The organism is Pseudomonas sp. Ag1 (assembly GCF_000278565.1).
In the GTDB taxonomy this organism is placed as follows: domain Bacteria; phylum Pseudomonadota; class Gammaproteobacteria; order Pseudomonadales; family Pseudomonadaceae; genus Aquipseudomonas.
In genome coordinates this window covers 129,148-142,973 of record NZ_AKVH01000100.1, presented here as the reverse complement: position 1 = coordinate 142,973, position 13,826 = coordinate 129,148, and the positions used below count along the sequence as shown (strand labels likewise).

The window sequence follows — 13,826 nt, the reverse complement described above, 5'->3', positions numbered from 1 at the left end:
CCAAATGTGCAGGCTTGCTTGCTCCCCCACAAGCCCACTTTCACATTTATATTCAGCCTGGCGATAAAGCAGGAAATCGCTATTTCCTTTTGACCTGAAAACTCCGGAAAAACTGTTATTTCTAACAGTAGGCGGTCCCTTCTATAAAGCGCTTACTTGCATCAGGCCGGTACAAGATGTGGCGTTGATGATAACTGTTCTCTATGTTGGATAAGGAGAAGGAAATGAAAGCGGAAGATCCCAATGTTCGTTTAAAAACGTTTGATATTGAATTCCCTCGCGATGGTGGCAATGTAGTTAATAATGAGGTGTATCTGGGTGGCAAACAGCAATGTCAAGTCAATATAATTGTCCAAAAGGAGAGGAGAAACGCTGAAGGTATATGGGAGCTGGCAGCCTTTGAGGCGACGGAGCTTGAAAGTGCCACGGTGGTTGAGTATTCCACAAACCCAGAAGCGACAATTCCGGCCGGATGGTATTGTGATACAAAAAGGAACGAATTTAACATGGGTCGGTGGTCGGGGGTGCTTGAGGAACCCAGCATGGCTACAGCCCCTTCTAACCCTATTATTCAGCCGATGCCCGGTATTGGTCCGCTCGAAAATGAGAAGCGATACCTGAGGTGTGATCTGAGATCAACTGGTAATCAGCAGTTTATGGCAAAAATTACGGTGGGACGTAAAACATATACAACCAATATGGAGAGAGATAATGTTAATTATCAATCATCTGTCACTGTTAAGTGTCAAGAGCCCTATACATTGTCTGCTGAGCGGCTCGATCATTGGGCTGATACCGACGCCTTTTCAGTGCAGGGTGTGGATGTGGATATTTATTATTGGACGCCACCCCTTGGGTTGAGATTTGTCGAGAATATACCTCCGACTGATCCCGTAAAATTAAAAGATCCATCTGTTCAGGGGGATCACTTTGATATTTACTACACTCGGGACATTGGGCACGGTATTAGACAGATCGGCGGTGTCATACGGGGTAATACTGTTGGAAACATCACAATGAATAGCCTACTGAAAAAATCTTCAGGGGGAAATGAACTAATTCCTGCGAACAAGCGCAATACCATCATGCGTGCTGCGCGAGTCAAGGCCTGGTTGAATAACCCCAACACCGATCAACAAGGGGCCAGTATTTGGACAATGGTCGATAGTTATGGCTGCTCGCATCACTATTACCTGACCGAGACCGACAATTACAATGTGATGGTGCTGCGCGCCACTTCAAAACCCTGACGTTCCAGGCATTTCATCCCCTCTCCAAGTGCGAAGCGGTGGACCTATGGACATCTATTCGAACGCGTTTAATTTCAGCGCCCACCTCGGCGGTTCGGTTGACCTGCGTACCGGGCAGTATGGGTGTCTGGTTCGTTTGGCAGTCTTGAGCCCAAAAGGGCCGTTAGAGATCAGCCGAGAGATTGCCTTGGCGTTCTCGATGATGGATACCCGCAACAGTGGCTACGGTAAAGGCTGGAGCTTGTCGAATACCGAATTTGACCCGAACAGCTTCAAGCTTACGCTACTCAACGGTGAACAATATCTAACCCAAGGGCTGCCCTCCGTAGGGGACAATGCTGTTATTACCGACCATAAGTTGAAGGACCTCACCATAAAACGGGTTGCGCAAAATACGCTGCACGTAATTTACAAGGATGGCACTGTCGAAATCCTGCGTCCCCTCAGCATTCCCGGTCCCTATAAGATCAGTGCCATCCAGTTCGAAAATGGCGAGCGGCTGACCTTCCGGTATGGCGGTAATAACTTATTGCAGAGCATTGTTGACGATAAAGAAACCGACCTGTTGATGTTGAAGTATTCCGCCGGATCGCTGGTAACCGCCGATACACTAATTGATGGTAATCGTTATGCCCGTACGCGATTTGAATATAATCATATCGACAATCAACTGACCAAGGTCACGGTTCCTTATGACTTGGCCGGGCCAGTCGCAAGTGAGGCCTATTCGTTTCAGTACCTCAGGTTGCCTGATGCAATGGTAGCTATTTCGCAGGTTATGACACCCATGGGGGGGCAGGAGATAATTCGGTATAACTCAAATGGGCATCAATACGATGCCCGTTTGTATATTCCGGTCGTCACCTACTGGGAGCAAAACCCCGGACGCGGGCAGCCCTCTGTCGTCCGCTCTTATAACTACAGTCCCAACCGTAACTTCACGGGATATCCTCTGAATGGCGGATTTCGCCAGGGCCAGGATAATTTGTATCGGGTGGATAGCGAGTACGCTTATTGGGCGGAAGAAACTTACGTTGATAATAATGGCAAGCCCCTGCGGTCTACCCGCGCCACTTATAATCGTTTTCACCTGTTGACTGAGGAATTAATGCTAGCCAATGGCAGCCAGGTCAAAACCGAGACTGTCTACAATGAAGTTCGGGGCATCCAGTTTCCAAATCAGCCCGCCAATCTCCAACTTCCGAGCCGCATCACCAAGACCTTTGAGCTGTATCCCCAGGGTGGCAAACCCCCAAGGGCGGAAGTGGTCAGTATCACCACCGATGACTTCGGCAACGAACTAAGCCGCACCGAGGCCTCCGGCGTACGCACCGAATACACTTATTACCCGGTGACCGGCGAGCCCCGAAGATGCCCTGCCGACCCCCATGGACTCTTTCAACGTTACCTGAAGCTGGAAAAGCTTTTCCCGGCCAGATCGACCACTGCGGCTCGGACCACTGAACATTCCCACACCGACGTCTCGATAACGGGGGGCGGCTACTTCGTCATGCCGCTTGCCATCAACCTTGAAGGGGGCACCCATACGTCTTATACCTATCATTCTGTGGCCGCCAACACCGCCCTGCATGGTCGCTTGAAAAGCTCCACGACGACGATCGACAAACTCTCTCTGGTCTCCGATTTCACCTGCACCTTCAATGGCGACTCGATCACCGAAGTCCGGAGCTTGAAGGGGCGTGAGCCTGGTCAATGGCTCGAGTCCGCGCGCACGTGGTCACTGACCAATCAGCGTCTGCTCGACATGACACGTGATGCCGTCGGCAGCCTGGCGATGACGTACGATGTCAGTGGGCGGCTGACATCGGAAACCGCCGCGCCAGGCACGCTCCAGATGGCCCGACGTCGTTATGCCTATCACTTTTCGGCCGGGGCCAAGATGGCCCATTTGGTCACCACGGATGCACAAGGCACCGTGCTCTTCACGTATTTCGATGGCATGGGACGCCAGCTCTCTGCTGCGCAATCGCTTGATGGCATCGCGGACAATGACAGGCTTCTGGGTTCCTGGGCGTACGACGCACTCGGGCGGCTCGTGAAGCAAACCCGTCTGGATTATCTGGGTGATGGGCCGCGTACATTGAAAACCAGCCACGCCTATAACATTTGGGGCAACCCGTGGACGGTAACTCAACCCGATGGTCGGGTATTGATCGATGAATATGACCCGCTCCTCAACCGCCGGGTGACGGGGGTGCAAGGTGACGCGCAACTGGAAACCTGGTTCAACGAACACAATCAACCGGCACGGGTTGAGCGGGTGAGCGTTGGCGGTGCGCGCATTGTGGTGGAAACCCGTACTTATGACGGGCTGGGCCGCTGCACGGAGCGCATCGATGCCAGGAAGACCAAGACTGAATACGCCTATGACATTTTTGATCGTGTGGTGCGCAGCCTGGAAACCCCCTCCGACGGAACGCCGCCCCGTGAGCGGTTGACGACGTATGCGCTTGGCACCAGCGAGCCAATGGTGCGCACCCTCACCGTAGACAGCAAGCTGCTTGGCACGCGTGAATACGACAGCCTGGGCCGCGTCATTTCCCAAGCGCGTGGCAACGCAACAGCCACGACCTGGGAGTACAAGCCCAACCAGGTTGCGCCAGTGGCGGTGACTTCGCCGCGCGGTGACCGCCAGGAGTACCGGTATGACCTCGAGCTGGAAACATTGACGGGCGTCCAGATGGCAGGGCATGCGCCGATAGACCTTGAGTACGACCCCATCAGTGGCGCGATGCGACAATCCCTTACAGCCGGGCTCAAGCATGAGATGAGTTACGACGAGAACGGCTATCTCGCCAAGGAAGTTCAGACGCTGGGCAGTCAGGCATTGACTAGCCTGACCAGCTACTCACCGGGTGGGCGGCTGTTGCGGCATACCTCGGCGGATGGGCAGCGCAGTGACCTGAAATATGACCTGTTCGGACGCCTCCAACAGACAACCACCGGTTTTATCGGCACGATCCAGGCTTACGACAGCCTGGGGCGCCCATCGGCGCGAACCCTCAGTTACCAATTCATGCGTCTTACCGACTCGGTGGTCTATGACGCATGGGGGCGTGAGTCAGAACGTAAGCTGGATCAGTTCGGTGCGCTACTGCAGAACATCGTCAGCACCTATTACGACGATGGCCTGCTGGCCACTCGCACGTTGAAAGATGCGAATGACGTCGTGGTCACGGGCGAGACGTTCACTTACGATGGTTATTCGCGGCTCAAATCCTATGTGTGCGACGGCACGCAATTCCCCATGGATCGATTGGGTCGGGCGATCAAGCAGCAGCATTTCAGTTACGACGGTCTCGATAATATGACCGAAGTGCAGACGACATTTACCGATGGCGATAGCGACCGTAGCGAGCGTTTTTTCCAGGGTCAAGATCCTGCTTGCCTGACGCGCGTAACCCACACTAACCCGGTGCAAAACCTGACCCTGAGCTATGACGCCTCCGGTAATTTGCAGCAGGGCACCTCCAGCCGCAGCTTTGCGTACAACGGTTTTGACCAGCTCACTGGTGTGCAGGTCGACGCCCTCAGGTACAGCTATCAATACGACGGCGAAGCACGCCAGGTGCTTGCTGCGCGAGGCAACGAAGCCCCCGTGATGCTGGCCTATGCCGGGGATCGGCTCGACACGCTGGTGGAGGGCAGTAAACGGGTGCATTACGTGCGCGACGGCGACCAGGTGCTGGCCTACCGTGATCACGGTAATCGCGAGCAACTACTGGTCAATGACGGCGCTGGCAGTGTCCGCGGTGTGGTGGCGCCGGGCATGGAGCAGGTGCGCCGGCAGTACGCGCCCTACGGTGACGCCAGGATCGCCTTGGCAGATGGCACGCCTCCTTCGATGGTCCATCTGCAACTGCCCGCATACAACGGCGAACGGCTGGACGTACCGGTCAACCTCTATCACCTGGGTAATGGGCGCCGTGCCTATGATCCCGAACTCATGGTGTTTCTCTCTCCTGATCCCCTCAGTCCTTTTGACGAGGGCGGGATCAACAGCTACGCCTACTGTGGCGGTGACCCGGTGAATTGGTCGGACCCCAGCGGCCTCTTCAGTTTTCCAACATGGGCCCGGTGGGCACTGACCGGTGTTGCACTGGGCATGTCGGTGGTCACCGCTGGGCTTGCAACTGCGGGCTTGCTCGCTGCCATCGGCGCTCAAGCCGCTGCACTGACCATTGCCGGCAAGAGCGCGCTGTTGGTAGCCTCAGGCGCGGCCTCGGTAGGTGGGACGTTGGGGATTGCCGCACTGAGCGTTGAGGCGGTCGACAATCAGATGGGCTGGGATCGCTCCAGTCAAATCAACGTCCTGAACTGGGCATCGCTGACCTTTGCAGCGGTGGGTGTCGCGGCCAGTTTAGGGGGCGCAGGCATAGCGGCGACGGGCGCTTCCCGGGCGGTTGAAGTCGCCGCAAGCCCGGCGGTCCGAAGCTTCAGTCTATTGAGTTCCCAAGCAAGGGCCGGATTGCAGGCCGCTGGCAAGTTGCTGACCGGTGCTTCTTACAAGTTCTTCAATGACATTACGCTGCCAAGCCAAGCCTGGGGGGTGACGCGTTTTGGCTTGCGCGTGGTCAATCTGTACCGCTCGGTCGACGGTCGGATCAGAAAGCGCCAGCCGGCAGCGCCTATCGGGGGCGATGCCGAGAACTTGCAGCAGCCACTGGGGCAGCCGCAACCCCAGCCTCAGGCCCATCGTCTTGTCGATATGTCGGGCAGCAGCTTCACTTTCCATGAGGCCTTTTCGCAGGAGGCCTCGCGTGTTCGCCAACCCATCCTGGCCGAATGGAATTCGGCCTGAGGTCTTCCAGCTTAAGGGCGTTTGCGCTCCACCGGACGCAACAAATGCGTCGGCGGCGTTTCGCAGCTGATCTTGCGGCCCAGCAAGGTTTCGATCGACGGCAACTGATACGAGTCGTCTTCACCGGCAAAGCTGATGGACACGCCCGCCGCGCCCGCGCGGCCGGTACGGCCAATCCGGTGCACGTAGTCGTCCGGCACTTCCGGCAGGGTGAAGTTGATCACGTGGCTGATGCCATCGATGTGAATCCCGCGTCCGGCCACGTCGGTGGCCACCAGCACGCGAATCTTGCCTTCGCGGAAACCTTCCAGGGTCTTGATGCGCTTGTGCTGCGGCACGTCGCCGGACAGTTGCGCGGCATTCACGCCATCACGCACCAGGCGTTCTTCGATGCGGCGCACTTCGTCCTTGCGGTTGGCAAACACCATGACCCGCTCCCAACCGTTGTCGTTGACCAGGTTGTAGAGCAGCTTGTATTTGTCGGCACCGGCCACGGCATAGATATGCTGTTCGACGTTCTCGCTGGCGACGTTGAGTGCCTCGATCTCGACGATGGACGGGTCGGTGGTCCACTGCTTGGCGAGGTTCATCACGTCTTCGGTGAAGGTCGCGGAGAACAGCAGGGTCTGGCGCTCGTTTTTCGGCGGGGTCTGGCGAATGATCTGACGCACTTGCGGGATGAAGCCCATGTCGAGCATGCGGTCGGCTTCGTCCAGCACCATCACTTCGACCATGTCCAGGTGCACGTCGCCGCGCTGGTTGAAGTCCAGCAAGCGCCCCGGCGTGGCCACCAGGATGTCGCAGTGGCGCGCTTCCAGGTGCTTGAGCTGCTTGTCGAAGTCCATCCCGCCAACAAACGTCATCACGTTGAGGCCGGTGTACTTGGTCAGGTCGGCGGCGTCCTTGGCGATCTGTACCACCAGCTCCCGGGTCGGGGCGATGATCAGTGCGCGGGGTTCACCCATGTAGCGCTCTTTTGGCGGTGGGGTCTGCAACAACTGCGTAATGATCGAGATCAGGAAAGCAGCGGTCTTGCCGGTACCGGTCTGGGCGCGACCGATGGCGTCTTTGCCGGCGAGGGTGAAGCCCAGCACTTGCGCCTGGATCGGCGTGCAGTACGGGAAACCCAGGTCCTGGATGGCGTGCATCAGTTCCGGGGCGAGCTTGAAATCATGAAAGCGGGTTTTGCCTTCCTGGGGTTCGACGGCGAAGTCTTCCAGTTTCCAGGGAATAACCACAGGTTTGGGCGCGCGTTCACGGCGCGGCTTCTCCTGGCGTGGCTCCTGGCGTGGTTGGTCGGCGGCTGGCTCTTCAGCGACGTTAACCGTGGCGGGTGTGGTCACCGGCTCTTTTTTTGGCGAGGCTACAGGTGCGGTCCGGCCAGGCTGCTGGCCGTCATTGCGGCTGCCTTGAACGTGGGCGGGGGCACTGGAACCTGGCGCGAGCTGCTCAGCCTCGCTTTTACCGAACATCTTCTTGAGTGCTTTGAGCACGGTCATCTCATCAATTGGTTAAGGAATGTACGCCGGCCAGTGTAATGCAAGAATCGGGCGCGGCGTAGTGCGTTGGTCATGCGGCTACACAATGGGCGGTTTTCAGCCCAGGCGGGCGGCCAACCAGTCACCGATATCGTGTATCTCCTGGGGTAACACTTCGTGGCCCATTGGGTATTCCTGCCATGCAACGGTGACACCACGCGACTTCAAATGCTCATAGGCGCTGCGACCCATGGCGTTCTGCACCACGTCGTCGTATTGGCCGTGCAGGCACAGCGCCGGAATCCGTTGCTGGCTCGCCGACAATTCGAGTTCGTCACCGAAAGTGGGAGCGTAGGTGGAAAGGGCGATCACGCCACCCAAGGCGCCCTGCCATTTCAGGAACGCGGTGTGGAACACCACGGCGCCACCCTGGGAAAAACCGGCGAGGAAAATCCGCGAGGCGTCTATCCCGCTGCTTTTTTGTTCCTTGATCAGGTCGGTAACCATTTTTGCCGAGGCTTCCAGCTCTTCAACACTGATGGAACGCGCCGGGCTCATGGCCTTGATGTCGTACCAACTGGGCATCTCATAGCCGCCGTTGATGGTCACCGGGCGTGTCGGCGCCTGGGGCAGGACAAAGCGCGTCGACAGGAGTTTTTCCTGCAGGGCTTCGGCCACGGGCAGGAAGTCGTAGCGATCGGCACCCAGGCCATGCAACCAGATTACGCAGGCGTCTGCGGGCTTGGCGGGCTGAAGAATCAAGGGTTCGGTCATGTCTGCTCCATAAATGTGCGTGCGCTCCGATTGGGTGCGTCGGAACGGTGCGCGACAGGTTGATCTGTTAAGAGAATGTCGCAAGGTTGAATCTTTTGCTCTTGACCATGGGCTGAAACGACTCAGCCATCAGTCTGGTACGGGGCTTGCTATGTGAAACCCGATGTCAAGGCTCACCCCAGGCGGTAACACTATCAGTGACTGCCGCCTGTGGGATAGCAACTGGACTTAAAGCAAAAACCTCATGCTGTTTGACCCCAAAAAAAGCCAACACGGGTCGATGTCGCCTCATAAGGGTGCGGTGGGGTTCGAGCTCCGACACAACAAGAGCAAAACTGGAGGTTTGAATGAAGGTATTGAAATCCACCCTGGCCATCGTGACCGCGGCTACCGTACTGGGTGTCAGTGGTTTCGCCCAGGCTGGCGCCACTCTGGATGCCGTGCAGAAGAAAGGCTTTGTGCAGTGTGGCGTGAGCGACGGTCTGCCGGGCTTCTCGGTGCCGGACGCCAGCGGCAAGATCCTCGGGATCGACGCTGACGTGTGCCGTGCTGTTGCCGCTGCCGTATTCGGCGACGCAACCAAGGTCAAATTCAGCCAGTTGAATGCCAAGGAGCGTTTCACCGCGCTTCAGTCTGGCGAAGTCGACATCCTGTCGCGCAACACCACCATGACCAGCTCCCGCGATGCCGGCATGGGCCTGAAATTCCCGGGCTTCATCACCTACTACGACGGTGTTGGTTTCCTGGTGAACAACAAGCTGGGCGTTAAAAGCGCCAAGGAACTGGACGGTGCAACCATCTGCATCCAGGCCGGTACCACCACTGAGCTGAACGTTTCCGACTACTTCCGCGCCAACAACCTGAAGTACACCCCGATCACGTTCGACACCTCCGATGAAAGCGCCAAGTCGCTGGAATCCGGTCGTTGCGACGTACTGACCTCCGACAAGTCCCAGCTCTACGCACAGCGCAGCAAGCTGGCTTCGCCGAAAGACTACGTGGTACTGCCGGAAACCATTTCCAAAGAACCACTGGGCCCTGTCGTGCGTAACGGCGACGACGAGTGGCTGGCCATCGTGCGCTGGGTTGGCTACGCCATGCTCAACGCTGAAGAAGCCGGTATCACCTCCAAAAACGTCGAAGCTGAAGCCAAGTCCACCAAGAACCCGGACGTTGCCCGTCTGCTGGGTGCTGACGGCGAATACGGCAAAGACCTGAAAGTGAAGAAGGACTGGGTCGTACAGATCGTCAAGCAGGTCGGTAACTACGGCGAAGTGTTCGAGAAAAACCTCGGCAAGAGCACGCCTCTGGAAATCGATCGTGGCCTGAACGCTCTGTGGACCAACGGTGGCATTCAATACGCACCACCTGTGCGCTGATCGCTGATGGTTCTATCACCCGGTGGGCCAACCGCCGGGTGATGTTCTGTTCCATTATTTCTGGGGCACTTAATGCAAAATCAAATCGGCGCACCAAAACAGAAGCTCAGCTTCAGTGATCCAAAAGTGCGTGCGTGGCTATTCCAGATCATCACGATTGTGGCGGTGGTCTCGTTGGGCTGGTACCTGTTCAACAACACGCAAACCAACCTTCAACACCGGGGCATTACCTCGGGTTTCGACTTTCTTGAGCGCAGTGCCGGCTTCGGCATCGCTCAGCACCTGATCGACTACACCGAATCGGACAGCTATGCCCGGGTCTTTGTGATCGGTCTGCTCAACACCCTGCTGGTGACGGTGATCGGTGTGGTCCTGGCGACCATCCTCGGGTTCATCATCGGTGTGGCGCGCTTGTCGCCCAACTGGATGATTAACAAGCTGGCCACGGTGTATGTGGAAGTGTTCCGCAACATTCCGCCGCTGCTGCAAATCCTGTTCTGGTACTTCGCGGTATTCCTGACGATGCCGGGGCCGCGCAACAGCCACAACTTCGGCGACACGTTCTTTGTCAGCAGCCGTGGCCTGAACATGCCCGCCGCGTTGATGGCGGAGGGTTTCTGGCCGTTTGTGATCAGCGTCGTGGTGGCAATCATCGCCATTGTGCTGATGGCCCGTTGGGCAAATAAACGCTTTGAAGCCACCGGTGTTCCGTTCCACAAGTTCTGGGCCGGCCTGGCGCTGTTGGTGGTGATCCCTGCGCTGTGCGCTTTGGTGTTCGGCGCGCCGCTGCACTGGGAAATGCCCAAGCTGCAAGGCTTCAACTTCGTCGGCGGCTGGGTACTGATTCCCGAGTTGCTGGCGCTGACCCTGGCCCTGACCGTGTATACCGCGGCGTTTATCGCCGAGATCGTGCGTTCAGGCATCAAGTCCGTCAGCCACGGCCAGACCGAAGCGGCGCGTTCCCTCGGGCTGCGCAACGGCCCGACCCTGCGCAAGGTGATCATCCCGCAAGCCCTGCGCGTGATCATTCCGCCGCTGACCAGCCAATACCTGAACCTGGCGAAAAACTCGTCACTGGCGGCCGGTATCGGTTACCCGGAAATGGTTTCGCTGTTTGCCGGCACGGTGCTCAACCAGACCGGCCAGGCCATCGAGGTTATTGCCATCACCATGAGCGTGTACCTGGCGATCAGCATCAGCATTTCCCTGCTGATGAACTGGTACAACAAGCGCATTGCGCTGATCGAGCGGTGAGGAAACCTGCATGAGTACGCATACTTTCAAACCTGATATGCCGCCACCGAACAAAGTGTTCGGGCCGATGGCATGGATGCGCGCCAACCTGTTTTCCAGCTGGCTCAACACCCTGCTGACATTGCTGGCGTTCTACCTGATCTACCTGGTCGTGCCGCCGATCCTGCACTGGGCGATCCTCGATGCAAACTGGGTCGGTACCACCCGCGCCGACTGCACCAAGGAGGGCGCCTGCTGGGTGTTTATCCAACAGCGCTTCGGGCAGTTCATGTACGGCTACTACCCCGGCGACCTGCGCTGGCGTGTCGACCTGACCGTGTGGCTGGCCATCGTGGGTGTGGCGCCGTTGTTCATCTCGCGCTTCACGCGCAAGGCGGTCTACGGCCTGAGCTTTTTGGTGGTGTACCCGATCGTTGCCTACTTCCTGCTGCACGGCGGGATCTTCGGCATGACCAACGTGGCCACCAGCCAGTGGGGCGGCTTGATGCTGACCCTGGTGATCGCCACCGTCGGCATTGCCGGGGCCTTGCCGCTGGGCATCGTGCTGGCGTTGGGTCGGCGTTCGAACATGCCGGCGATTCGTGTGGTCTGCGTGACCTTCATCGAGTTCTGGCGCGGCGTGCCGTTGATCACGGTGCTGTTCATGTCGTCGGTAATGTTGCCGCTGTTCCTGCCGGAAGGCATGGGCATCGACAAATTGCTGCGGGCCTTGATCGGCGTGATCCTGTTCCAGTCGGCCTATGTGGCCGAAGTGGTACGCGGTGGCTTGCAGGCGATTCCCAAGGGCCAATACGAGGCTGCGGCCGCGATGGGCCTGGGTTACTGGCGCAGCATGGGCCTGGTGATTTTGCCCCAGGCACTGAAGATGGTGATCCCGGGCATCGTCAACACGTTTATCGCGTTGTTCAAGGACACCAGCCTGGTGATCATTATCGGCCTGTTCGACCTGCTCAACAGCGTCAAGCAAGCCGCCGCCGACCCGAAATGGTTGGGCATGGCCACTGAAGGCTACGTGTTCGCCGCCCTGGTGTTCTGGATTTTCTGTTTTGGTATGTCCCGCTATTCCATTCATTTGGAACACAAGCTGGACACAGGCCACAAGCGTTAGGAGTTTTGTGATGAGTGAAGCGATCAAACAGCCTGTGAGCCCTGAAGGCATTATTCAGATGCAGGGCGTCAACAAGTGGTACGGCCAGTTCCACGTGTTGAAAGACATCAACCTGAACGTCAAGCAGGGCGAACGTATCGTGCTGTGCGGCCCGTCGGGTTCCGGCAAGTCCACCACCATCCGCTGCCTCAACCGCCTGGAAGAGCACCAGCAGGGCCGCATCGTGGTCGATGGCGTGGAACTGACCAACGACCTCAAGCAGATCGAAGCGATCCGCCGCGAAGTCGGCATGGTGTTCCAGCACTTCAACCTGTTCCCGCACCTGACCATCCTGCAGAACTGCACGCTGGCCCCGATGTGGGTACGCAAGATGCCCAAGCGCAAGGCTGAAGAAATTGCCATGCACTACCTTGAGCGCGTGCGTATTCCGGAGCAGGCCCACAAGTTTCCGGGGCAGTTGTCCGGCGGCCAGCAACAGCGCGTGGCGATTGCCCGTGCGCTGTGCATGAAGCCGAAAATCATGCTGTTCGATGAGCCGACCTCGGCGCTCGATCCGGAAATGGTGAAAGAGGTACTGGACACCATGATCGGCCTGGCGGAAGACGGCATGACCATGCTCTGCGTGACCCACGAAATGGGCTTTGCGCGCACCGTGGCCAACCGCGTGATCTTCATGGACAAGGGCGAGATCGTTGAGCAGGCGGCGCCGAATGACTTCTTCGACAACCCGCAGAATGATCGGACCAAGTTGTTCTTGAGCCAGATTTTGCATTGATCGATGAGTGATGCTTGAAACAATAAACCCGGCCTGGTGCCGGGTTTATTTTTGCCTGTCTAGGAGGCGTTTAGGGCTTCTTGCGTCTTGTCGTTGATGGTGTAGGTGAAGGCGTTGCGCAGGTCTGCGCCTTCGGCCAGTTCTTTGGCATCGATGAGCAAGTGGGGGTAACGATCCAGCAGTCGCATCAGTACCATCAATGGTTTGGGTGGCGTTATTTCACCGCGTTCGTAACGTGAGAATGCGTTGTGGCCGCCACCGGAGAGCAAGCCCACGGTTTCTTTTTGCGTGAGGTGCAGCTTGCGACGGATTCGCTTCAGTTCGGCGCCCATTATCCCTCGGGCGGCGTGGAGCAGATCATCACCGGCATTGGCATGACGCTCGCAGCTATCGGGGTCATACATGCCGTCCTCGCACACCTGACATTCCCAGCCCGAAAGATCATCAATGCGCCGCTCCATGCCTTTTATACGCATGGTTTCGCTGCGGCCTTCAAAACGCGTCATGGCGTCGGGGGCTCCGCAGATGAAGCAATGTTGGGTGTTCATAGGTTCATCCCTTTGAAGGAGATCACCGGAGGGTTGCTGCCGGAGCAGTAAGTCACCTTGATGTAAATCTCCAGACCGTGTGAATGGATGTGATAGACGTCATGCCAGATCCGATGATCCACATAGGTGGTCATCGACTTGTACAACATCCTGTTTTGCAGTTCGAAAATAACGGCCTGCATTTCCGAGAGATCAAGGTCGAGCGCCTCTGCGGTTTTCTTTGCCGCACGTGTGAAAGCCTTGGCGCCAAGCCGCCTGACATCCGCCTTTATCACCGCCAGATCGTAATGAGGTGTGTACTTTTCCATAAGACACCTGAGTCCAATAATTACCCTCTGAGGGTAATTTTACCAATCGAAAATACTGCTCCTTTGCCTGCCCAAGAACCCTAGTGCGTTGCCTTTGTAGGCAACTCCGAATAGGCTGTGGGAAAATTCA

10 protein-coding genes are annotated in these 13,826 nt (G+C 57.3%); 6 read left to right on the top strand and 4 right to left on the bottom strand.

Annotated features, from left to right (window positions below; genetic code table 11):
• The first annotated feature begins 224 nt into the window (after positions 1–224).
• Both A462_RS14910 and A462_RS14915 read left to right on the top strand, forming a co-directional pair.
• Positions 225–1,250, top strand: a complete 1,026-nt coding sequence (locus A462_RS14910) for a hypothetical protein (protein WP_032899432.1) — start codon at positions 225–227, stop codon at positions 1,248–1,250.
• Between the two features lie 46 nt (positions 1,251–1,296).
• Entirely contained in the window at positions 1,297–6,072 is a 4,776-nt protein-coding gene (locus tag A462_RS14915; RefSeq protein ID WP_008435659.1) for an RHS repeat domain-containing protein, read from the top strand.
• A gap of 11 nt (positions 6,073–6,083) precedes the next feature.
• Here the strand turns inward: A462_RS14915 and rhlB are convergent, their stop codons facing one another.
• On the bottom strand, positions 6,084–7,571 hold the full coding sequence (gene rhlB, locus A462_RS14920; RefSeq protein ID WP_032899430.1) for an ATP-dependent RNA helicase RhlB: 1,488 nt from the start codon (positions 7,569–7,571) through the stop codon (positions 6,084–6,086).
• Between the two features lie 96 nt (positions 7,572–7,667).
• On the bottom strand, positions 7,668–8,324 hold the full coding sequence (locus A462_RS14925) for an alpha/beta hydrolase (protein ID WP_003216319.1): 657 nt from the start codon (positions 8,322–8,324) through the stop codon (positions 7,668–7,670).
• Positions 8,325–8,671: 347 nt separating this feature from the next.
• Between A462_RS14925 and A462_RS14930 the strand changes: the two genes are divergently transcribed.
• The 4 genes from A462_RS14930 to A462_RS14945 all read left to right on the top strand — a co-directional run bounded on the left by A462_RS14930 (position 8,672) and on the right by A462_RS14945 (position 12,840).
• Positions 8,672–9,703, top strand: coding sequence for an amino acid ABC transporter substrate-binding protein (locus A462_RS14930; RefSeq protein ID WP_003216321.1), 1,032 nt, complete (start codon positions 8,672–8,674; stop codon positions 9,701–9,703).
• Between the two features lie 72 nt (positions 9,704–9,775).
• Positions 9,776–10,957: an amino acid ABC transporter permease gene (locus tag A462_RS14935; RefSeq protein ID WP_003216323.1), complete on the top strand. Its 1,182-nt coding sequence runs from the start codon at positions 9,776–9,778 to the stop codon at positions 10,955–10,957.
• 10 nt (positions 10,958–10,967) lie between these two features.
• On the top strand, positions 10,968–12,065 hold the full coding sequence (locus A462_RS14940) for an amino acid ABC transporter permease (protein WP_003216325.1): 1,098 nt from the start codon (positions 10,968–10,970) through the stop codon (positions 12,063–12,065).
• Positions 12,066–12,075: 10 nt separating this feature from the next.
• Positions 12,076–12,840, top strand: coding sequence for an amino acid ABC transporter ATP-binding protein (locus tag A462_RS14945; RefSeq protein WP_003171943.1), 765 nt, complete (start codon positions 12,076–12,078; stop codon positions 12,838–12,840).
• A 59-nt stretch (positions 12,841–12,899) separates the two neighbouring features.
• On the opposite strand, the gene A462_RS14950 is transcribed toward A462_RS14945, so the two are convergent.
• Positions 12,900–13,388 (bottom strand): type II toxin-antitoxin system MqsA family antitoxin, encoded by a 489-nt coding sequence (locus A462_RS14950; RefSeq protein WP_008435650.1) that lies wholly within the window; start codon positions 13,386–13,388, stop codon positions 12,900–12,902.
• A complete protein-coding gene (locus A462_RS14955; protein ID WP_008435648.1) occupies positions 13,385–13,696 on the bottom strand; it encodes a type II toxin-antitoxin system MqsR family toxin in 312 nt (103 codons plus the stop codon). Before A462_RS14955 ends, A462_RS14950 begins: the two co-directional genes overlap by 4 nt.
• Positions 13,697–13,826 lie beyond the last annotated feature (130 nt).

Excerpts from the sequence above, each read along its gene's own strand:
- A462_RS14910 (WP_032899432.1), top strand. The coding sequence starts at position 225 with ATGAAAGCGGAAGATCCCAATGTTCGTTTAAAAACGTTTGATATTGAA.
- A462_RS14915 (WP_008435659.1), top strand. The coding sequence starts at position 1,297 with ATGGACATCTATTCGAACGCGTTTAATTTCAGCGCCCACCTCGGCGGT.
- rhlB (WP_032899430.1), bottom strand. The coding sequence starts at position 7,571 with ATGACCGTGCTCAAAGCACTCAAGAAGATGTTCGGTAAAAGCGAGGCT.
- A462_RS14925 (WP_003216319.1), bottom strand. The coding sequence starts at position 8,324 with ATGACCGAACCCTTGATTCTTCAGCCCGCCAAGCCCGCAGACGCCTGC.
- A462_RS14930 (WP_003216321.1), top strand. The coding sequence starts at position 8,672 with ATGAAGGTATTGAAATCCACCCTGGCCATCGTGACCGCGGCTACCGTA.
- A462_RS14935 (WP_003216323.1), top strand. The coding sequence starts at position 9,776 with ATGCAAAATCAAATCGGCGCACCAAAACAGAAGCTCAGCTTCAGTGAT.
- A462_RS14940 (WP_003216325.1), top strand. The coding sequence starts at position 10,968 with ATGAGTACGCATACTTTCAAACCTGATATGCCGCCACCGAACAAAGTG.
- A462_RS14945 (WP_003171943.1), top strand. The coding sequence starts at position 12,076 with ATGAGTGAAGCGATCAAACAGCCTGTGAGCCCTGAAGGCATTATTCAG.
- A462_RS14950 (WP_008435650.1), bottom strand. The coding sequence starts at position 13,388 with ATGAACACCCAACATTGCTTCATCTGCGGAGCCCCCGACGCCATGACG.
- A462_RS14955 (WP_008435648.1), bottom strand. The coding sequence starts at position 13,696 with ATGGAAAAGTACACACCTCATTACGATCTGGCGGTGATAAAGGCGGAT.